Below are 18,223 nucleotides of genomic sequence, written 5' to 3' on the forward strand. Positions count from 1 at the left end.
ACGGCGATGCGCCGGCTCGCGGTCTCCGGTGGTCCGAGCAGCGCGCCGGCGAAGAGTGCGAAGACGGACTTTCCAGAACCGTAAGGGCCAATGAGCGCCAGCGCGCGGCTAGCGGCGTGGCCCTCGAGGCCATCCACGATCTGCTCGAGCGCCGCCAGGGCACGCGAGGTCGGCACATAGCCTTGCAAGAGTTCGATGGCATCTCGATCGCGCTCGAGATTGATCGAGCGGCTGAAACCAGCGGCAATAGAGATGTGTTGGGAGAGCGGCGTATCAGGAGGTAAGACCATAGGCACGCCAGCGTCCGGGATACGAGCGACCGTAGTGCTCATGCTGCTACCTCCTGCTGGTAGTAGTCCCTAAGAATGGCTTCCGGCGCAGCGATATCACGGATGCGGTAAAGCTGGTGTAGGCCGGCGGTATCGCGGAGTTCGTAGTATCCCGGCCAGGTGTGCATAACACGATTCAGGGCAGACATGAGGCCATCTTCGCTCAGGCGGAACACGGCGCCCGGAGCAGCGCCCTCGTCGCGCCCGTAGAGTAGGTCACGGATCGGGATCGCGGGCTGGCCCTCAGCCGCGTCGGCGAAACATTCCGATAAGGCCAGATGCAGCACCAGTGGTGGCAACCAAGGGCGTGGCGCGCGCTGGCTAAGAAACTCCCTACCTTGCCCCGTTTGTTCGATCAGCCGCAGCTGGCTCATGGGAGTGTCGAGGTGGTCCTCGCCGCGGCCGGGATCAGAGGGGTCACCGGGCGCGTACATGCGCAGCAATGTCGAGGTATCAGACTTCAAGGTGCTGGCCGAGCGCTTGATACGCAGCTCGCGCTCGACAAAATCGGCCAAGCTCGCCCGCAGCTCCTCTTCCCTGAAACGCGGCAGGGCAAAGCGATTGAAGAACCAGTAGAAACCGGTCGCAAGCCGGCAGTTGGAAGCGATCAGCCAGTGGATCACCCAGAGGGTGGCTTCGTCCTCCAGAAAGCGGTCTCCCTGTTCGCCGAGGATGGCTTCGCCCAGGGCGGTAGGAGTGGCCTCACCGTTGTTGTAGTCGATCAGACGCGCGGCCTGTAGCCAGTACAGGATAGCGCTGACCATGTTGCGCCCAACGCCGAGCCTGACCATTGCCAGGTCAGACTCGGCGAAGATATCCGGGCGGTCGATGAGGGCTTCGTACCCTTTGGTAAGCCAGCCGTAGCGGAGAGGAAAGGTCTCGTGGCGACCGAAGGCGGTGTTCTTAGGATCGATGTTCACTCAGGCGTCCATTTCCTTGATTCTTTTTACTGATCGAGCGATGGCGCCAACCGCCGCATCGATGTCTGCGGAGGTGTGGTAGCGGTCGAAGCTGACACGCACCGCCCCGTACAACGGATCCCCCTCCATTCCCATAGCACGCAGCACATGCGACGGTTCGACCGTTCCCGAGGAACATGCCGACCCGGACGCAATGGCAATATCCGCGGCGCACTGATTGATCAGTGCATCACTGCTGATACCGGGGACGGAGAGATTGACGATGTAGGGCGACGCAGCATCTACCGCGCCATTGATCCTGAGCGGCACTCTGTCGGACAAGGCAGAGACAAATTGTTCTCGGAGCCGACTCAAGTGTTCACGATCACGATCACGATTTTTTGACGCCAGCTTAAGAGCAGCGGCAAGGCCGACGACCTGATGCGTGGGCAATGTGCCGGACCGCAAACCGAACTCCTGACCGCCACCGAAAATCAACGGCCGCAGCCGCAGCCGCGGTCGATCGCGAATGAAGAGGCATCCAACTCCTTTCGGCCCATGGAATTTATGAGCCGAAAGTGAGAGCAGGTCGATGGCCATATTCGACAGGTCGATGGGAAATTTTCCCGCCGCCTGGGCGGCATCAACATGCAGCAGCACACCACGCTCCTCGGCGACGGCAGCGATTTCTCGCAGCGGCTGAATGACGCCCGTCTCGTTGTTGATATACATGACGGAGACGAGCAGCGTGTCCGAGCGCACGGCAGCCGCAATGGCTTCAGGATCAACGCGACCATCATGGCTCGGCGGAACCCTAGTTACCTCGAATCCTTCGTCCGTCAACGCATCGCAACACGCAAGCGTCGCTTTGTGCTCGATCTGGGTGGTGACGATGTGACGGCCGTGTTGTGCGTTCGCGAGCGCGATACCACGGAGGGCTAGATTAATGCTTTCGGTCGCGCCAGAAGTGAAGACGACCTCTTCGGGGGCGCAGCGCAGCTCGGCGGCGACATCGGAGCGCGCAAGCTCGATCTGCTCAGCAGCCTGACGTCCTGTCTCGTGCTGCCCCGAAGACGCGTTGCCGAAACCTTTCGTCCCGTCCAGATGCGCGAGCATCGCCGCACAAACCTCAGGCGCAGTACGTGTCGTTGCCGCGCAATCGAGGTAAACAGCCCCGCCCCTTGCTAACCTTCCTGATCTGTCCACGTTAAAAATCACTTACTCTAGCACCCCTACAGATTAATTCTTTTTATTGGCATATAAAAATTTATTTAGGCAAGCAGACACGTACAGAGGGAGGCCTCCTGAGGTTCCCCTGTTTTTTCGTCCCCCAAGAGGTTGGTCTCATGCGACCGTCTGGTCGCGGCGCTGTCTTGCCTCCCACTGTTGCATGAACTCGACAGGGGAACGATAGCCGAGTGTCGAGTGCAGTCGCTGACGGTTGTAGAAGACATCGATGTACTCGAAGGCCATTGCGCGCATCGCCTTGCGGGTCAGGAAGCGCTCGCCGAAGATGCGGTCGGGTTTGTGAAGTCGAGGGAGACAAACTGGCAGGGAGAGACAAACAGACGCATCTGGCACCGGTCAACGGCGATGCTGAGAGGCTACGACGTACTGCCGGCAAAGGCGCTGGCGGCCCGGTCGCCTTCCGGAGAAAGCCGCTGCTTTTTCAGGAGGCGCGCTCTAAGGTGGTGGGCCGTGTAGGATTCGAACCTACGACCAAGGGATTATGAGTCCCCTGCACTAACCGCTGTGCTAACGGCCCGATGGGGTCTGACCCGCCGCGGATGGGCGGGTCGAAAGGATAGCCGATTAGTCGGCGTCGAGGAAGCTGCGCAGGCGTTCCGAGCGCGTCGGGTGGCGCAGTTTGCGCAGGGCCTTGGCCTCGATCTGGCGGATACGCTCGCGGGTGACGTCGAACTGCTTGCCGACCTCTTCGAGGGTGTGGTCGGTGTTCATGTCGATGCCGAAGCGCATGCGCAACACCTTGGCCTCGCGCGAGGTGAGGCTGGCGAGCATGTTCTGGGTGGCCTCGCGCAGCCCCTCGGAGGTGGCCGAGTCGACCGGGGAGACGACGCCGGCGTCCTCGATGAAGTCGCCGAGGTGCGAGTCCTCGTCGTCACCGATCGGGGTCTCCATGGAGATCGGCTCCTTGGCGATCTTGAGCACCTTGCGCACCTTGTCCTCGGGCATGTCCATGCGGATGGCCAGCTCCTCGGGGGTGGCCTCGCGGCCCATCTCCTGGATCATCTGACGGGAGATGCGGTTGAGCTTGTTGATGGTCTCGATCATGTGCACCGGGATGCGGATGGTGCGCGCCTGGTCGGCGATCGAGCGGGTGATCGCCTGACGGATCCACCAGGTGGCGTAGGTCGAGAACTTGTAGCCGCGACGGTATTCGAACTTGTCGACCGCCTTCATCAGGCCGATGTTGCCCTCCTGGATGAGGTCGAGGAACTGCAGCCCGCGGTTGGTGTACTTCTTGGCGATCGAGATCACCAGTCGCAGGTTGGCCTCGACCATCTCCTTCTTGGCGCGACGGGCCTTGGCCTCACCAATCGACATCTTGCGGTTGACGTCCTTCACCTCGCTGATGGTGAGGAAGTTCTCGCGCTCGATGTCCTGGAGCTTGCGCTGGGCGCGACGCACGTCGGCGGCCAGGGGCTCGAGCCGCGCGGCGTAGGCCTTGCCGCTGGCGAGCAGCTTATCGAGCCACTCGGAGCTGCTCTCGTTGCCGCTGAAGCCGTCGATGAAGGCCTTGCGTGGCACCCCAGCCTGACGCACGCAGAGCGACTGGATCTGACGCTCCTGGGTGCGGATGCGCTCGATGGTACCGCGCAGCAGCTCGGCCAGTTCCTGGAACACCGAGGCGACCAGCTTGAACTGGAGGAAGACCTCGGAGGTCTCGGCCATCGCTTTGCGCGAACGCTCGTCGTCGCGACCGTACTGCTCGAGCGCCTCGCGCATCACCGCGAAGCGATCACGCAACAGCTGGGCGCGACGTGCAGCATCTTCCGGATCCGGACCGGTATCGACCGGGCTGCTGTCGTCATCGTCATCATCGTCGTCGTCGCCATCGTCATCGGCGTCGGCGGCGGTGTTCTTGGCGTTCTTGGTGTTCTTGTTATCGTGGTGGTGGGCGCCCTGGCTATGCGGGGTGGGGACGGCGTCGTCCTCGGCGGGGTCGTGGAACCCGGAGATGACGTCGGTCAGGCGCGTCTCCTCACGCTCGACCCGGTCGAACAGCTCGATCAGGCGCTCGATGGCACGCGGATAGACCGACAGCGCGGCGAGCACCTGATTGAGCCCGTCCTCGATGCGCTTGGCGATGATCAGTTCGCCCTCGCGGGTGAGCAGCTCGACCGAGCCCATCTCGCGCATGTACATCCGCACCGGGTCGGTGGTGCGACCGAACTCACTGTCGACCGAGGCCAGCGCCGCCGCTGCGGCCTCGGCGGCCTCGTCGTCGGAGACGGCCGAATCACTCAGGGTCTGGTCATCGGCATCGGGCGCGGTCTCATGGACCATGATCCCCATGTCGTTGATCATGCGCACGATATCTTCGATCTGCTCGGCCTCGACGATACCGGGAGGCAGGTGATCGTTGACCTCTGCATAGGTCAGAAAACCCTGCTCCTTGCCCCTGGCGATCAGCTGCTTCAGCTGCGACTGATGATGTTCTTGGTCCATGGGATACCTTGGCTAATGCTGCGGAAGGCGGCTTTTAAGCAAACTTCCAATTATAGCATGAAAAATCAAAAATTTATGTGTCTCTGCGACGAACGCGCGGATCATCCGGGCCCCGCGTGGCTCGGGCGCGCCATTTGTCGTCGAGACTACGTAACCATTCACGCTTGCGGACCTCGGCGCTGAGCCGCTCCAGCGCCCCATCGAACTCTGCCGCCGCACCCTCTTCGGTGATATCCCGCAGGAAGGGATGTACGCTCAAGCGTTGCAGATAATCGAAGTGTGGGTGATCGCGCCACCGTTCGATCAATGCCGCCTTGGAGAGAGTTGGGTGTTGCCGAATGGTTTCAAGCAATTCCACAAGGATTCCGACCCCTTGATTCGAGGCGTGTCGCCACTCCTTGGCCAGCCCGTCCACCCGCTCCGCCAGGCGCGGGTAGTCGAGCAACAACGCGATCGCCCAGGCGATCCGACTCGGACGTTGCTGCTCCAGCGCCCCACCTTGGCGCGGAGCCCGGGCTGGCGCGGCGGGACGCATCAGGCGCCGCTCCAGCCCCATCAACCGAGCCAGCTGCTGCTCGAGCAGATCGCGGAAGACCCCGGCGGGCACCCGCTCGATCAGCGGCCGGGCCAGCGGCGCGAGCCGCGCCCGACCATCGATGGTGGTCATGTCGACCTGGGCGGTGAGCTGGTCGAAGAGGAACTGCGACAGGGGCACCGCCTGCTCGACCCGAGCAAGGAAGCCCGCGCGTCCCTCTTGACGCACCAACGTGTCCGGATCTTCCCCCTCGGGGAGGAACAGGAAACGCTGGACCTGGCCACCACCGGCCAGCGGCAGCGCGGTCTCGAGCGCCTTCCAGGCGGCATCGCGACCGGCCCGATCACCATCGAAACAGAACACCAACTCGGGCGCAGTGCGCGCGAGACGCTGCAGGTGATCGGCGGTGGTCGCCGTACCCAGGGTGGCCACGGCGCAGTCGATGCCGTGCTGGGCCAGGGCAATGACATCGAGATAGCCCTCGACCACCAACACCCGCTCGAGTCCACGGCGCACGCCGCGTTGGGCCTCGAACAACCCGTAGAGTTCACGGCCCTTGTGAAAGAGCGGGGTCTCCGGCGAGTTCAGATACTTGGGGCGTCCGTCGCCGAGGATCCGTCCACCGAAGCCGATCACCCGCCCGCGCCGGTCACGGATCGGGAACATGACGCGATCGCGGAAACGATCGTAGCGCCGCCCATCCTGCTCACCGATGAGCCCGCACTCAACGAGCTGCCGACAGCGCTCCGGCGTGCGCCCCAGCCGCGAGAGCAGGAAATCCCGACCCGCGGGCGCGAACCCGACGCCGTAACGGGCGGCGATCTCGCCGCTCAACCCACGCGACTTGAGATACTCGACCGCCCGCGCGGCCTGGGGATGCTCGCGCAACTGTCGCCGAAACAGTGCATCGGCCTCATCGAGCAGCGCGAACAGCGGGCCATGATCGGGCCCGCGGATCTGCTCGCCACCCTCGACCGGCACCTCGACCCCGACGAGCCGGGCCAGTTCGTCGACAGCTTCGCGAAACGGTAGGCCATCATGTTCCATGAGGAAGCCGATGGCGGTGCCGTGGGCGCCACAGCCAAAGCAATGATAGAACTGTTTGGCCGGACTGACGGTAAAGGACGGGGTCTTTTCTTCGTGGAAGGGGCAGCGCGCCTGGAATTCCTTTCCGGCCTTGCGCAACTGCACCCGCGCACCGATGACATCGACGATGTCGACGCGCGTGAGGAGGTCGTCGATGAACTCCGGAGGGATCTTGCCAGCCATGCGCGGATGCCAACGCCCGGAGGCGCGCGACGATCCGGAGGTCAGCCCCCGAGCCGCTGCTTGACGAGGGCGCTGACGGCGCCCATGTCAGCGCGCCCCTGGATCTGCGGACGCAGCACGCCCATCACCTTGCCCATGTCGCTCATCGCGGCGGCACCGGTGGTCTCGACGGCCTGGTCGATACAGGCGGCGATCTCGGCCTCGGTCAACTGCGCGGGCAGGTAGGTTTGGATGACCTCGACCTCGGCACGCTCACCACTGGCGAGGTCCTCGCGGCCGGCCTGGGTGTACTGATCGATCGAGTCGCGACGCTGCTTGACCATCTTGTCGAGCACCGCTAGCACCTGACTGTCGTCGAGTTCGGTGCGCTCGTCGACCTCGCGCTGCTTGATCGCAGCCATGATCAGGCGAATCACCGCGAGCTTGGACTTGTCGCCCGCCTTCATGGCGGACTTCATATCCGCTTGGATTTGCTGCTTGAGCATGTGTGTCTTTCAGGAAGCCTGAGGGATGGGGTCAGGCCGAGATCGTCTGGCGCTGGATGCGCAGTGGGACCGACAGGGCGAGACAGGCGCCGGTCCGTCGACCTCGGTCAGGGATACGCCGAGGACGGAGCCCTCAGTACGGGCGTTCCCAGCGACGCGCCTCGCGCTGCAGCTTCTTCTGGTGGCGCTTGACGGCCGCAGCCTTCTTGCGCTTGCGCTCGGAGGTGGGCTTTTCGTAGAACTCGCGACGGCGGACCTCAGCAAGCACCCCTGCCTTCTCGCAGGAACGCTTGAAACGTCGCATGGCGACCTCGAACGGCTCGTTTTCTTTGACGCGAACGCTGGGCATGGATTGTCCTTTATGGCTCCAAGTGGGTTGATTGGGCAATACAAAGAAGGGGAATTCTACGAGAACCCCGGGGCGATTGCAAAGACCAAAACACGAATGCCCCGGCGGGAAATCCCGCCAGGGAACCGGGGCCGATCGGCCCGAGCGCGTATACTAACCCTTTGCGAATCCAGTGTTCGAGGGCCATTGTGGCATGCGTGTGTTAGGTATCGAGACATCCTGCGACGAGACCGGCGTCGCCCTGTACGACGGCGAGCACGGTCTGCTCGCCCATGCGATCTACAGCCAGATCCCGATCCATGCCGAGTACGGCGGCGTGGTCCCTGAGCTGGCCTCGCGCGACCATGTCCGCAAGGCGCTGCCGTTGATCCGCGAGGTGCTCGACAAGGCCGAGCTGACACGCACCGATATCGATGCCGTGGCCTTCACCGCCGGTCCCGGACTGATCGGTGCGTTGCTGGTCGGTGCCGCGCTCGGGCGCAGCCTCGCCTGGGCACTCGGGGTGCCGGCGGTGGGCGTTCATCACATGGAGGGGCATCTGCTCGCACCGCTGCTTGAGGATTCGGCCCCGGCCTTTCCCTTCGTCGCGCTGCTGGTCTCGGGCGGACACACCCAGCTCGTCGACGTCACCGGGGTGGGTCGTTATCGCATCCTCGGCGAGTCGCTCGACGACGCCGCCGGCGAGGCCTTCGACAAGACCGCCAAGATCCTCGGCCTGTCCTACCCCGGCGGCCCGGTGCTCTCGCGCCTGGCCGAACAGGGCGACCCGACGCGCTACCGCTTCCCGCGGCCGATGACCGACCGTCCCGGACTCGACTTCAGCTTCAGTGGACTCAAGACCTTTGCCCTCAACACCCTGCGCGAGGCCGAGGCAGAGGCCGACGGTGCCATCGACGCACAGACCCGTGCCGACATCGCCCGCGCCTTCGAGGAGGCGGTGGTCGACACCCTGGTGATCAAGTGTCGTCGCGCGCTGCGCGAGACCGGCCGGCGGCGCCTGGTGCTCGCCGGCGGGGTCAGCGCCAACCGTCGACTGCGCGCGCGGATGGGTGAGGCGCTCGCCGCCGAGGGCCGCGAGGCCCACTATCCGCGCCCCGAGCTGTGCACCGACAACGGCGCGATGATCGCCTATGCCGGCTGGCAGCGTCTCAACGCCGGCGCCACCGAGCCGCTGTTGTTCAAGCCCCGCGCACGCTGGCCGATGGAGGAACTCCAGCCGGTCGGCCCCGCCATCATCTGATCGAAGGACACAATCGATGGATCGTTTCACCGAGACCACCCACCGCTCCTGGTCCAGCCGTCTCGGCGGCGCCCTCGTCGGCATCCTCATCGGCCTGATCCTGGTGGTCGTCGCCGGCTCGCTGCTGTGGTGGAACGAGGGCCGAGCGATCGACCGCAGCCGCACCCTCGACGCCGGCGCCGCAACCGTGGTCGCGATCGCGACCACGCCGGTCGATGCGGCCAATGCAGGTGCACTCGTCCACCTCAGCGGCACCGCCCGCACCGAGGCGCGGCTGCGCGATCCCATCTTCGGCATCGAGGTCCCGGCGCTCCGGCTGGAGCGTCAGGTCGAGATGTACCAGTGGAGCGAACGGCGCGAATCGGAGACGATCCAGGAACTCGGCGGCGGCGAGACCACGCGGACCACCTACAGCTATCAACGCACCTGGTCGAGCCAGCCGATCGACTCCAGCGGCTTTCGTCACTCCGCGGGCCACCACAACCCGACGATGCCCTACACCAGCGCGCAGTGGCAGGCCGACCGGGTAACCCTCGGCGCCTTCGACCTCGCCCCTGAGTTCGTCTCGCAGATCGACGGCGCGCGGGCACTCCCAGTCGACGCCGCCGAGGCACCGGCGGACTTCATCAGCGACGGCAGTGGATTCTACAAGGGGACGCCGACGAGCCCCGAGGTCGGCGATTTACGGGTCCGGTTCCGGGTGGTCGACCCCGACGGCGAGATCAGCGTCGTCGGGCGCCAGCAGGGTGAGAAGCTGATCCCGGCAAGGCTCGAACACGGCACCATCGCACTACTCGAACCCGGGCGGGTGGATGCCGCCACCATGTTCGCGCATGCCCACGGTGCCAACACCCTGCTCACCTGGGGACTGCGACTGGCGGGCACCGTGCTGCTGTGGATCGGTCTGGCGCTGATCCTCGCCCCGCTCAAGGTCGTCGCCGATCTGATCCCGGCGCTTGGCAGCCTGGTCGGTTTCGCCACCGGGCTGGTGGCAGCGCTGCTCGCCGGCGCCCTCGGCAGCCTGATCATTGCCCTCGCCTGGATCGCCCACCGCCCGCTGCTCGGCGGCATTTTGTTGGGTGCTGCGCTGCTCTTGGCCACGCTCGGCCTCGGCCAATGGCGCAAGGGCGCGCGCCGCCCCAGCCGCGTTTGAACACGGCACCGCGCCACCCGATCGATACAGCGGTGGCGTGGCGGCGTGCCCCGGCACAAGGGGACGCCCTCAGTCGCGCGCGCTGATCCGTCCCTCTGTCCCCTCGAGCAGGTTGCGGATGTTGCTGCGGTGGCGCCAGATCAGCAGCCCGGTGATGATCAGTTGCATGCCGATCAGCGGCTTCTCGTCCCAGAACAGCCACACGAACAGGGGCGCCAGCGCCATCGAGATCAGCCCCGAGAGCGAGGAGATCTTCAGCACCTTGGCCACGAACAGCCACACCGCGGCGACACAGAGCCCGATCGGCCAGTAGAGACCGAACTGTACGCCGAGCGCGGTGGCGACCCCCTTGCCCCCCTTGAACCCGAAGAACACTGGGTAGAGATGGCCGATGAAGGCGGCCAACCCGACCCCGGCAAGCGCCAGCGGATCGAGCCCGAGCAGGTGCCCGGCGAGCATCGGTAGCAGTCCCTTGAGGCTGTCGCCGAGCAGGGTGATGGCGGCGGCCTTCTTGCCACCGAAGCGCAACACATTGGTCGCGCCGGGGTTGTTCGAACCCTGGGTGCGCGGATCGGGCAACCCCATCAGGCGGCAGACGATGATGGCGCTGGAGACCGAGCCCAGCAGGTAGGCGACGATGATGAGCAGGATGGATGTAATCATGGCGCGCAATTGGACCCGGGATGCCGCCCCAGGTCAAGCCTCGCGCACATCGGCGCGCGCGGGGCGGCGCAAAGGCGTATCCTTCCCGGCTTTTCGCCGCCACCGGAGCCCGCCATGGACACCGTCTTCATCCGCGGCCTGCGCGTCGACACCGTCATCGGCATCCACGACTGGGAGAAGGCGCAACCCCGCCCGCTGATCCTCGACCTGGAGTTGGCCACCGACGCCGCCCGCGCCGCCGCCACCGATCACATCGACGACGCCCTCGACTACGACGCCGTCGCCCGCCGCATCCGCCGCGAGGTCACCGACAACCGCGCCGAGCTGATCGAGACCCTGGCCGAGCGCTGCGCCGCCGTACTGCGCGAGGAGTTCGGCATCCCCTGGGTACGACTGCGCATCAACAAACCGGGCGCCATCGGCGTGGGCATCGACGTCGGCATCGAGATCGAGCGCGGCTCGCGTCAGAACGACTGAGCCGCTGAGACCCAAGAACGTGCTGGAGAGAAGAGCCTCCAGCGATCAGCCTTTCAGCCGCCAGCCGTCCTCAAACACCAACCTGTAGCCCGGACAAAGCGCAGCGTGCCCGGCGAAGAGCAGGAAACGCAAGCGTTTGAAGATGGGCACGTTGCACTTTGCCCATCCTACGCGGCTTTCTTCGCGCTCTTTGCGACTTTGCGGTTCAATCCCCTGGCGGTTGACGGCTGGCGGCTCCTACTTCACGGCTCGCACCGAGCCGGTTCACCTGATTTCACCACCCACGCATCACGGAGACACGACATCACAATGGCCTGGATCTATCTCGTCATCGCCGGCATGTTCGAATGGGGTTGGCCGGTCGGACTCAAGCTCGGGATGACCGACCAGGGCATGCGCTGGGGCTGGATCCTGTTCGCGGCAGTCTGCATGGTCGCCAGCGGCGCGCTGCTGCTGCTCGCCCAGCGCGAACTCCCGATCGGCACCGCCTACGCGGTCTGGACCGGCATCGGCGCCGTCGGCGCCTTCGCCATCGGCATCTGGCTGTTCGCCGAACCGGCCACCCTCGCCCGCTTCTTCTTCGTCGGCCTGATCGTCATCGGCATCGTCGGACTCAAGCTGGTCTCGCCGGAGTAAAGGGGGTCGAGCCGACCGCTAGGGAAACAAACCGCCAAGATACCGTCTTGCCCGTCAACCGCCGATCATACGCGCCAGCCTTCCCAGCTGGACGCTGATTCGAACCGCAAAGGCGCTAAGGACGCGAAGGAGAGGAGTGCCGCCAACCGTCAGCTGCCAGCTGACGGCTCAGGTCCGGACGTAGGTTGGGTTGCCGACGGCAACCCAACGCCGCGTCGTCGTCGATGTTGGGTTGCCCGTCCTGGGGTAACGTTATGTCGCCGGGGTGGAGCGGGCAACCCAACCTACGGGTTGGCCGCTGATTCGGACCTCCAAGACACCAAGCGCGCAAAGGGACTCGATGTCGCTCGGCACTCACGTCTCCCCGTTGCGGACTTTCTCAGCGACCAGCCGACAGCGAGGAGGATCGGCGCCCATGATGGCGGCAGCGGCTGCTGTCTTGCGCCGACGGCGGCAGGAAGAACGCCTACTGGCGGCTGGTGGCTGATAGCGGGTCGCTTTCCCCTTCGCGTTCTTTGCGGCTTTGCGGTTCAATCCGCTGGCGGCTGGCGGCTGGCGGCTGGCGGCTGGCGGCTGGCGGCTGGCGGCTGGCGGCTGATGCGCTATCAGCTCGCAACCACCATCAAACCGAACCCCAGCGCCAGCAGCGCGGCGACCAGGATCAACCGCAACGCGCGGCGCAGGTCGGCGCCGTCGAGGTCGGCGGGCCAGTCGGGATCGCCGATGTAGGCCTCACCCATCAGCACGCCGCCGTACCACACCGGACCGAGCAGCCGCACCCGCAGCGCCCCGGCGCAGGCCGCCTCGCTCCAGCCCGAGTTCGGGCTCGGCAGCAGCGTGCGATAGCGCAACGCCGGCCACACCAGCCGGGGATGGCCGCGCAGCAACACGGCCGCGAGCGCGATCAGCGGCACCGAGAGACGCGCCGGCAGCCAATGCACCACATCGTCCGAGCGCGCCCCGGCCCAGCCGAAGCGACGATAGCGATCGTTGTTGTAGCCGATCATCGAATCGAGCGTGGAGATCGCCTTGACCACCACCAGCCCCGGCACCCCGAACAGACACAAGGCCCACAGCGGCGTGAGCACGCCGTCGGTGAGGTTCTCCGACAGGCTCTCGATGGTGGCGCGCACGATCCCGGCGCGATCGAGCCGGTCGGTATCGCGCCCAACCAGCATCACCATGTGCCGGCGCGCCGCCGGCAGGTCATCGAGCGCGCGCAGCACCCGCAACCCCTGCCCCAGCAGATCGCGGGTACAGAGCAGGCTGTAGGCGATGAACAGATCCCAGCCGAAGGCGAGCGCCGGGTGCAGCGCAGCGAACCCGAGATGGCCGACCCACCACACCCCGAGCGCACCGCCGACCACCAGCAGCCAGTGCAGCACGCCCCCGAGATAACCATCGAGCCCGCGCGCGAAGAGCACGCGCTCGCAGGTCTGGATCCAGGCGCCGATCAGCCGCACCGGATGGAAGCGATAGACCGGATCACCGAGCAGGGCATCGAGCAGACAGGCGCCAAGGACCAGCGCGACGGAAGAGGTCAGTTCCATTTGCGCGCAAACCCCTCGACCACCGCCAGTGCCGCCAGCTCGGCGGGCGCGAGCCCCGGCTCGGCGAGCAGACGCTCGCGCAGCGCCACGAAGGCATCCGGGCGCACCGCCACTGCCGCGCCGAGCTGCGCGGCCTGGTTGAGCACCGCCTCGCGGGCGACCTCGGCGTGCAGCACCCCGTCGCGGGCCAGATCCAGCACCTCGGCCAGGGCGAAGGCCGCCGCCGCGCTCAGCGGATCGTGCACCAGCGCCTGCAGGTTACGGGCAAACACCTCGGCGAGATCCGCCGCCAACCAGCGCTCGGCGGCGCGGCACAGCGCCTGCTCGTCGCAACCGTGACGCCCGAGCGCGCCACAGAGGTTACGCCGCAGCTCGGGACAGAGCCCATTTTGCAACAGCAGCGAGCGGGTCACCGCCTGATGGGTGGCACGCCCGAGCAGCTCGCCGAGCAGGTTGTGCCCACCGGCCCACTGGCGTTCCCACTCGTCCTCGCGCGCCAGCGGCGCGGCGATAGCGAGTTGATCGGTACCGGTGCCGGTCGCCAGTGCGCTCGACTGGCGGCTGGCAACGCGCAGGTCGAGCACCGCCGCGCTCTTGCCCTCGGTCACCAGGGTCGCGGCACGCACCAGACAAGCCGGCGTGCACGGCTGATTGATGAACACCAGGGTAACGATGGTGCCGGCGCCACGCTCCGGTGGCGCGGTCTCGGGCGCGGCAGCGCGCGCCCGACAGCCCTCCTCGCACTCCACCCAGCCGGCGCGATCCCCGGCACGGGTAGCGTTACCGAGCACCCCGGCGGTGGCGGCCACGGTCACTGCCAGATCGCCCTCGGCGGCGCGCCCGAGCACCGCGCACTGCATGTTGGCGGCGGTAGCCATCAACGCGGTGCACGCCGGCGGCAACCCGGCATCCTCACAGGCGCGCACATGGTAGCCGTCCGGCCCCTCGTCGACCGCAGTGGCCCCACGCGGGTCGTGCGCCACCCCCTCGCAACCCTGGTGATTGGCCACATGGGTCAGATCCTCGCGCAGCCCGCCGTTGATCCGGCAGGTACTGAGCACCCGGTGCGGTCGCGCCAGCGCAGCGTACAGATAGCGGCCCCGACGATGGAGCTGATAACGATCGGTCTCTTCGAGCAACATGAGCGGGACCTGAGAGTGGCTGAATCGTAGGGGCGAGGAAAGGTCTTCAGCGGCCAGCGGGATTGAACCGCAAAGCCGCGAAGGGCGCAAAGATGAGCCGGACGGGCCGAGTAAGGCGCGGCAGGCTTGGCGAAAAAGGCCGATGAACAGTGGCGATGGCCGAGGATGGTTCGACCGCGCCCCCTGCAATCAAGGGACGCACGACATGACCTTGGTTACCGGGTAAACAATCAGCCCTCAGCCGCCAGTGGACGCGTGCATCCCGAGACAGTCATCAGAAGGATGAGCCGCCACACTGCCGACTGCCCCCTGGAAACCCATCACGCGCTTCTCTGCTTCGCGTCCTTTGCGCCTTTGCGGTTCACAGTCAATCCTCGCGCGCCGGGCGGAAGCGGCGCGGGAAGCTGGCGTCGTAGAGCTTGGAAGTGGCGCGCGGAGCGCGCTGGCGGGCGCCGAGCGCAGGGCTGACCAGGATCAGCGCCTGACGCTCGACCTTGGCCTCGCGGCAACGCACGGCGATGTCGGCGATGGTGCCGCGCAGCACCAGCTCCTCGCCCGGCCAGGTCGCCTTGTGCACCACCACCACCGGGGCATCGGCGGCCCAGCCGGCCTCCTCCAGGGTCTGGGCGATCGACTCGATGCGCTCGATCGAGAGGAAGATGCAGAGGGTGCAGCCGTGCGCGGCGAGCCCGGCGAAGTGCTCGCGTTCGGGCATCTTGGTGCGCTCGGAGACACGGGTGAAGATCACCGTCTGGGTGACCTCGGGCAGGGTCAGGCACTCGCCGGCGGCCGCCGCCGAGGCCATCGCCGAGGACACCCCGGGGACGATACCGACCTCGACCCCGGCGGCGTCGAGTGGCCGCGCCAGCTCGGCGACCACGCCATACAGGGTCGGATCACCGGTCTGCAGACGCACCACCGTCTGGCACCGCGCGGCGCGATCGAGCAGCCACTCGGTGACCTGCGCCAGGTCCATCGACTTGGAGTCGGCGATCTCGCACTCGGGCGAGGCCCACTGCAGCGCGGTCTCGGCCACCAGCGAGCCGGTGTAGAGGATGGCATCGGCCTCGGCCAGCAGCCGGGTGCCGCGCACCGTGATCAGGTCGGGCGCGCCCGGACCGGCGCCGACGAACCACACCTTACCCATGGGCTCGGCTCCTGCGCGATGCGCCGCGTGCGCGGATCAGGGATGGGGTCGGTTGCATGGGGCGCGGTCCTCTCGTATGGTCAAGGCCAAAGCCGAGTATTCTTGTAACCCATGTCACCCCTTGTCAAACCGCCCGCGCCCGGCTCGATCGGACAGCCTCGCCGCAACGACCGTCTCCAACCGCGATGATCCTCGACCCGACCCCGCACGTCCTCGTCGCCGGCGGCGGCACCGCGGCGCTGTGCGCGGCGATCAGCGCGCGGCGCACCGGCGCCCGGGTGAGCCTGCTCGAACAGGCGCCCCGCGCCCGGCGCGGCGGCAACACCCGTCACGCGCGCAACTTCCGCTATGCCCACGACACCGCCAACGCGCTGTCGAGCGGCCCCTATCCGGCCGCGACCTTCCTCGCCGATCTGCAGGAGGTCACCGAGGGCGAGACCGACCCGCTGCTCGCCCGGCTGCTGGTCGAGCGCTCGGCCGACCTGCCCGCGTGGCTCGGCGGCTGCGGGGTAGCGCTGCAGCCGCGTGCCAGCGGGGTGCTGCCGCCCTCGCGCAAGACCGCCTTCCTGCTCGGCGGCGGCACCGCGATGCTCAACGCGCTCTATGCCGAGGCCGCACGGCTCGGCGTCGCCATCCACTACCAGTACGCGCTCGAGGACCCGGGCCTGGACGGCGAGCGGGTCGAGCGCGTCGGCGTGCGCGACCCGCTCGGCGCGACCCAGCACCTCGCCCCCGGCGCGCTGATCCTCTGCAGCGGCGGCCCCCACGCCAACCGCGACTGGCTCGCCCGGCACTGGGGGGCGCGCGCCGCCGGCATCCTCAATCGCGGCACCCCCTACTCCGAGGGCCGAGCGCTGCTGCGCCTGCTCGAACAGGGCGCCGAACCGGTCGGCGACCCGGGACGCGCCCACCTGGTCGCGATCGACGGGCGCGCGCCGATCGATGACGGCGGCATCGTCACCCGGGTGCGCTGCATGCCCGCCGGAATCGTCGTCGACAGCGCCTGTCGACGCTTCCTCGACGAGGGCGGCGACACCGCCTCGACCCGCTACTCACGCTGGGGACAGCGGCTGATCGATTGTCCCGGTCAGATTGCCTATCTGATCCTCGACGCCCCGGCGCTGCGCACCGCGCCGCCCTCGCTCCACCCGCCGATCGAGGCCCCGACCCCGGAGACGCTGGCCGTGCGCCTCGGGCTCGACCCCGAGGCCCTCCTCGCCACGCTCGCCGCCTACAACGCCGCCGTGCGTCCGGGCAAGACCCCGGAGGCCGGCCACACCGAGGGGCTGGAGCCGCCCAAGAGCGGCCATGCGCGGGCGCTCGACACCCCGCCCTTCGCCGCCTACCCGATGCGCCCGGGCATCACCTTCGGCTACCAGGGCCTCGCCGTCGCCCCCGACACCCGGGTGCGGCTGACGCGCGGCGGGGTCGTCACCAACCTGTTCGCCGCCGGGGTCGCGATGCAACCCAACCTGATCCCGCGCGGCTATGTCTCCGGACTCGCCCTCGCCATCGGCATGGTGTTCGGGCGCATCGCCGGCGAGGAGGCGGCGAACCATGTCCTCAGCTGATCCCCGCGCCGAGGCGCGGCGCGTGCTCGCCATCTGCAACGCCTGCGGCTACTGCAACGGCTTCTGCGACGTCTTCGAGTCGGCGCGGCTGCGCCCGGCGCTGACCGACACCGACCTCGAACACCTCGCCCACCTCTGTCATCACTGTCGCAACTGTCTCTATGCCTGCCAGTACGCCCCGCCGCACCCCTTCGCGGTCAACGTCCCCCGGGCGCTGACCGAGCTGCGCCACCACGCCTATCTGCGCCACGCCTGGCCGCGCCCGTTGGCACGGCTGCTGGTCGATGGCCCGGCGAGTGCGCTGCTGGTGGCACTGGCGACCATCGCGCTGGTGCTCGGCGCGGTGCTCGCGCTGGTGCCCCACACAGTGCTGTTCGCCGTCCACCAGGGCCCCGGCGCCTTCTATGCCGTGATCCCCTGGGGCTGGATGAGCCTGCTCGCAGCGTTGCCGCTGGGCTGGTCGCTGCTGGCCGTCGCCGTATCGCTGCGGCGGGTGTGGCGCGAGGGCGCGAGCGCCGGCGAACCGCCACCGGCGTGGCGCGACTGGCGCGCCGCGCTCGCCGATCTCGCCACCCTGCGCAACCTGCGCGGCGGTGGTCCCGGTTGCAACGACCTCGATGACCGTCCCTCGCACTGGCGCCGTCGGCTGCACCACACCCTGCTGCTCGGACTGCTCGGCTGTCTCGCCGCGACCACGGTCGCCACCGTCTATCACCACCTGCTCGGGCTGCAGGCGCCCTACCCCTGGTGGAGCCTGCCGGTGGTGCTCGGCACCCTCGGCGGACTGGCGATGACGGTCGCCACCCTCGGGCTGGCCTGGCTCACCCTGCGCGCCGACCCGACGCCGAGCACCAGCGCGAGCCGTGGCGCCGACGCCGCGCTGCTCGCGCTGCTCGCCGCCGTCGCGCTCAGCGGCCTGGCCCTGCTCGGCTGGCGCGCCACCGCCGCGATGGGCGTGCTGCTCGCGCTCCACCTCGGCACCGTGATCGCCTTCTTCCTGCTCATCCCCTACAGCAAGCTCGTCCACGGCGGCTACCGCGCCCTCGCCCTGCTGCGCGAGGCCGCGGCAAAGCGTCGGCGGGTCCGGC

Annotated in this window: 17 protein-coding genes, 1 tRNA gene and 1 pseudogene; 6 read left to right on the plus strand and 13 right to left on the minus strand. The window is 67.3% G+C overall.

What is annotated here, in order from left to right; genetic code table 11:
- The 9 genes and pseudogenes from HF203_RS15720 to rpsU all read right to left on the minus strand — a co-directional run.
- Positions 1-332: hypothetical protein (locus HF203_RS15720; protein ID WP_168671040.1), on the minus strand; the 332-nt coding region annotated here is incomplete at its 3' end.
- On the minus strand, positions 329-1,249 hold the full coding sequence (locus HF203_RS15725) for a DUF4007 family protein (RefSeq protein ID WP_343043942.1): 921 nt from the start codon (positions 1,247-1,249) through the stop codon (positions 329-331). The genes HF203_RS15720 and HF203_RS15725, both read right to left, overlap by 4 nt.
- Positions 1,250-2,446, minus strand: a complete 1,197-nt coding sequence (locus HF203_RS15730; protein WP_343043943.1) for a cysteine desulfurase family protein — start codon at positions 2,444-2,446, stop codon at positions 1,250-1,252.
- A gap of 126 nt (positions 2,447-2,572) precedes the next feature.
- Positions 2,573-2,737, minus strand: a pseudogene (locus HF203_RS15735) (IS3 family transposase); the annotation flags it as partial.
- A gap of 180 nt (positions 2,738-2,917) precedes the next feature.
- Positions 2,918-2,993, minus strand: a tRNA-Ile gene (locus tag HF203_RS15740).
- 47 nt (positions 2,994-3,040) lie between these two features.
- Positions 3,041-4,918, minus strand: coding sequence for an RNA polymerase sigma factor RpoD (gene rpoD / locus HF203_RS15745; protein WP_168671042.1), 1,878 nt, complete (start codon positions 4,916-4,918; stop codon positions 3,041-3,043).
- A gap of 73 nt (positions 4,919-4,991) precedes the next feature.
- Complete coding sequence (gene dnaG, locus HF203_RS15750) at positions 4,992-6,722, minus strand: DNA primase (protein ID WP_168671043.1); 1,731 nt, start codon at positions 6,720-6,722, stop codon at positions 4,992-4,994.
- Between the two features lie 41 nt (positions 6,723-6,763).
- Positions 6,764-7,207: a GatB/YqeY domain-containing protein gene (locus HF203_RS15755; protein ID WP_168671044.1), complete on the minus strand. Its 444-nt coding sequence runs from the start codon at positions 7,205-7,207 to the stop codon at positions 6,764-6,766.
- A gap of 133 nt (positions 7,208-7,340) precedes the next feature.
- A complete protein-coding gene (gene rpsU / locus HF203_RS15760) occupies positions 7,341-7,556 on the minus strand; it encodes a 30S ribosomal protein S21 (protein WP_005220880.1) in 216 nt (71 codons plus the stop codon).
- Between the two features lie 193 nt (positions 7,557-7,749).
- On the opposite strand from rpsU, the gene tsaD reads away from it, so the two are divergent.
- Positions 7,750-8,796, plus strand: a complete 1,047-nt coding sequence (gene tsaD, locus HF203_RS15765; RefSeq protein ID WP_168671045.1) for a tRNA (adenosine(37)-N6)-threonylcarbamoyltransferase complex transferase subunit TsaD — start codon at positions 7,750-7,752, stop codon at positions 8,794-8,796.
- A gap of 16 nt (positions 8,797-8,812) precedes the next feature.
- Positions 8,813-9,949, plus strand: a complete 1,137-nt coding sequence (locus HF203_RS15770; RefSeq protein WP_168671046.1) for a TMEM43 family protein — start codon at positions 8,813-8,815, stop codon at positions 9,947-9,949.
- Positions 9,950-10,018: 69 nt separating this feature from the next.
- On the opposite strand, the gene plsY is transcribed toward HF203_RS15770, so the two are convergent.
- Positions 10,019-10,612, minus strand: a complete 594-nt coding sequence (plsY, locus tag HF203_RS15775) for a glycerol-3-phosphate 1-O-acyltransferase PlsY (RefSeq protein WP_168671047.1) — start codon at positions 10,610-10,612, stop codon at positions 10,019-10,021.
- Positions 10,613-10,726: 114 nt separating this feature from the next.
- On the opposite strand from plsY, the gene folB reads away from it, so the two are divergent.
- Both folB and HF203_RS15785 read left to right on the plus strand, forming a co-directional pair.
- Positions 10,727-11,089: a dihydroneopterin aldolase gene (folB, locus tag HF203_RS15780; RefSeq protein ID WP_168671048.1), complete on the plus strand. Its 363-nt coding sequence runs from the start codon at positions 10,727-10,729 to the stop codon at positions 11,087-11,089.
- A gap of 309 nt (positions 11,090-11,398) precedes the next feature.
- The gene (locus tag HF203_RS15785) at positions 11,399-11,725 is read left to right on the plus strand and encodes a DMT family transporter (RefSeq protein WP_062278082.1); all 327 of its coding nucleotides are present in this window, start codon (positions 11,399-11,401) and stop codon (positions 11,723-11,725) included.
- Between the two features lie 605 nt (positions 11,726-12,330).
- On the opposite strand, the gene cbiB is transcribed toward HF203_RS15785, so the two are convergent.
- The 3 genes from cbiB to cobM form a co-directional block, all read right to left on the minus strand.
- The gene (gene cbiB / locus HF203_RS15790; RefSeq protein WP_168671049.1) at positions 12,331-13,275 is read right to left on the minus strand and encodes an adenosylcobinamide-phosphate synthase CbiB; all 945 of its coding nucleotides are present in this window, start codon (positions 13,273-13,275) and stop codon (positions 12,331-12,333) included.
- Positions 13,266-14,417, minus strand: coding sequence for an adenosylcobinamide amidohydrolase (locus HF203_RS15795; protein ID WP_168671050.1), 1,152 nt, complete (start codon positions 14,415-14,417; stop codon positions 13,266-13,268). Before HF203_RS15795 ends, cbiB begins: the two co-directional genes overlap by 10 nt.
- Before the next feature lie 367 nt (positions 14,418-14,784).
- Entirely contained in the window at positions 14,785-15,564 is a 780-nt protein-coding gene (cobM, locus tag HF203_RS15800) for a precorrin-4 C(11)-methyltransferase (protein ID WP_168671051.1), read from the minus strand.
- Positions 15,565-15,749: 185 nt separating this feature from the next.
- Between cobM and tcuA the strand changes: the two genes are divergently transcribed.
- Together tcuA and tcuB are read left to right on the plus strand one after the other, a co-directional pair.
- Complete coding sequence (gene tcuA, locus HF203_RS15805; RefSeq protein ID WP_168671052.1) at positions 15,750-17,135, plus strand: FAD-dependent tricarballylate dehydrogenase TcuA; 1,386 nt, start codon at positions 15,750-15,752, stop codon at positions 17,133-17,135.
- Positions 17,122-18,223, plus strand: a 1,102-nt coding sequence (tcuB, locus tag HF203_RS15810) for a tricarballylate utilization 4Fe-4S protein TcuB (RefSeq protein ID WP_168671053.1), incomplete at its 3' end; no start/stop codon positions are given. The genes tcuA and tcuB, both read left to right, overlap by 14 nt.

The sequence above is a fragment of the Marichromatium bheemlicum genome (assembly GCF_012276755.1).
Lineage (GTDB): Bacteria > Pseudomonadota > Gammaproteobacteria > Chromatiales > Chromatiaceae > Marichromatium > Marichromatium bheemlicum.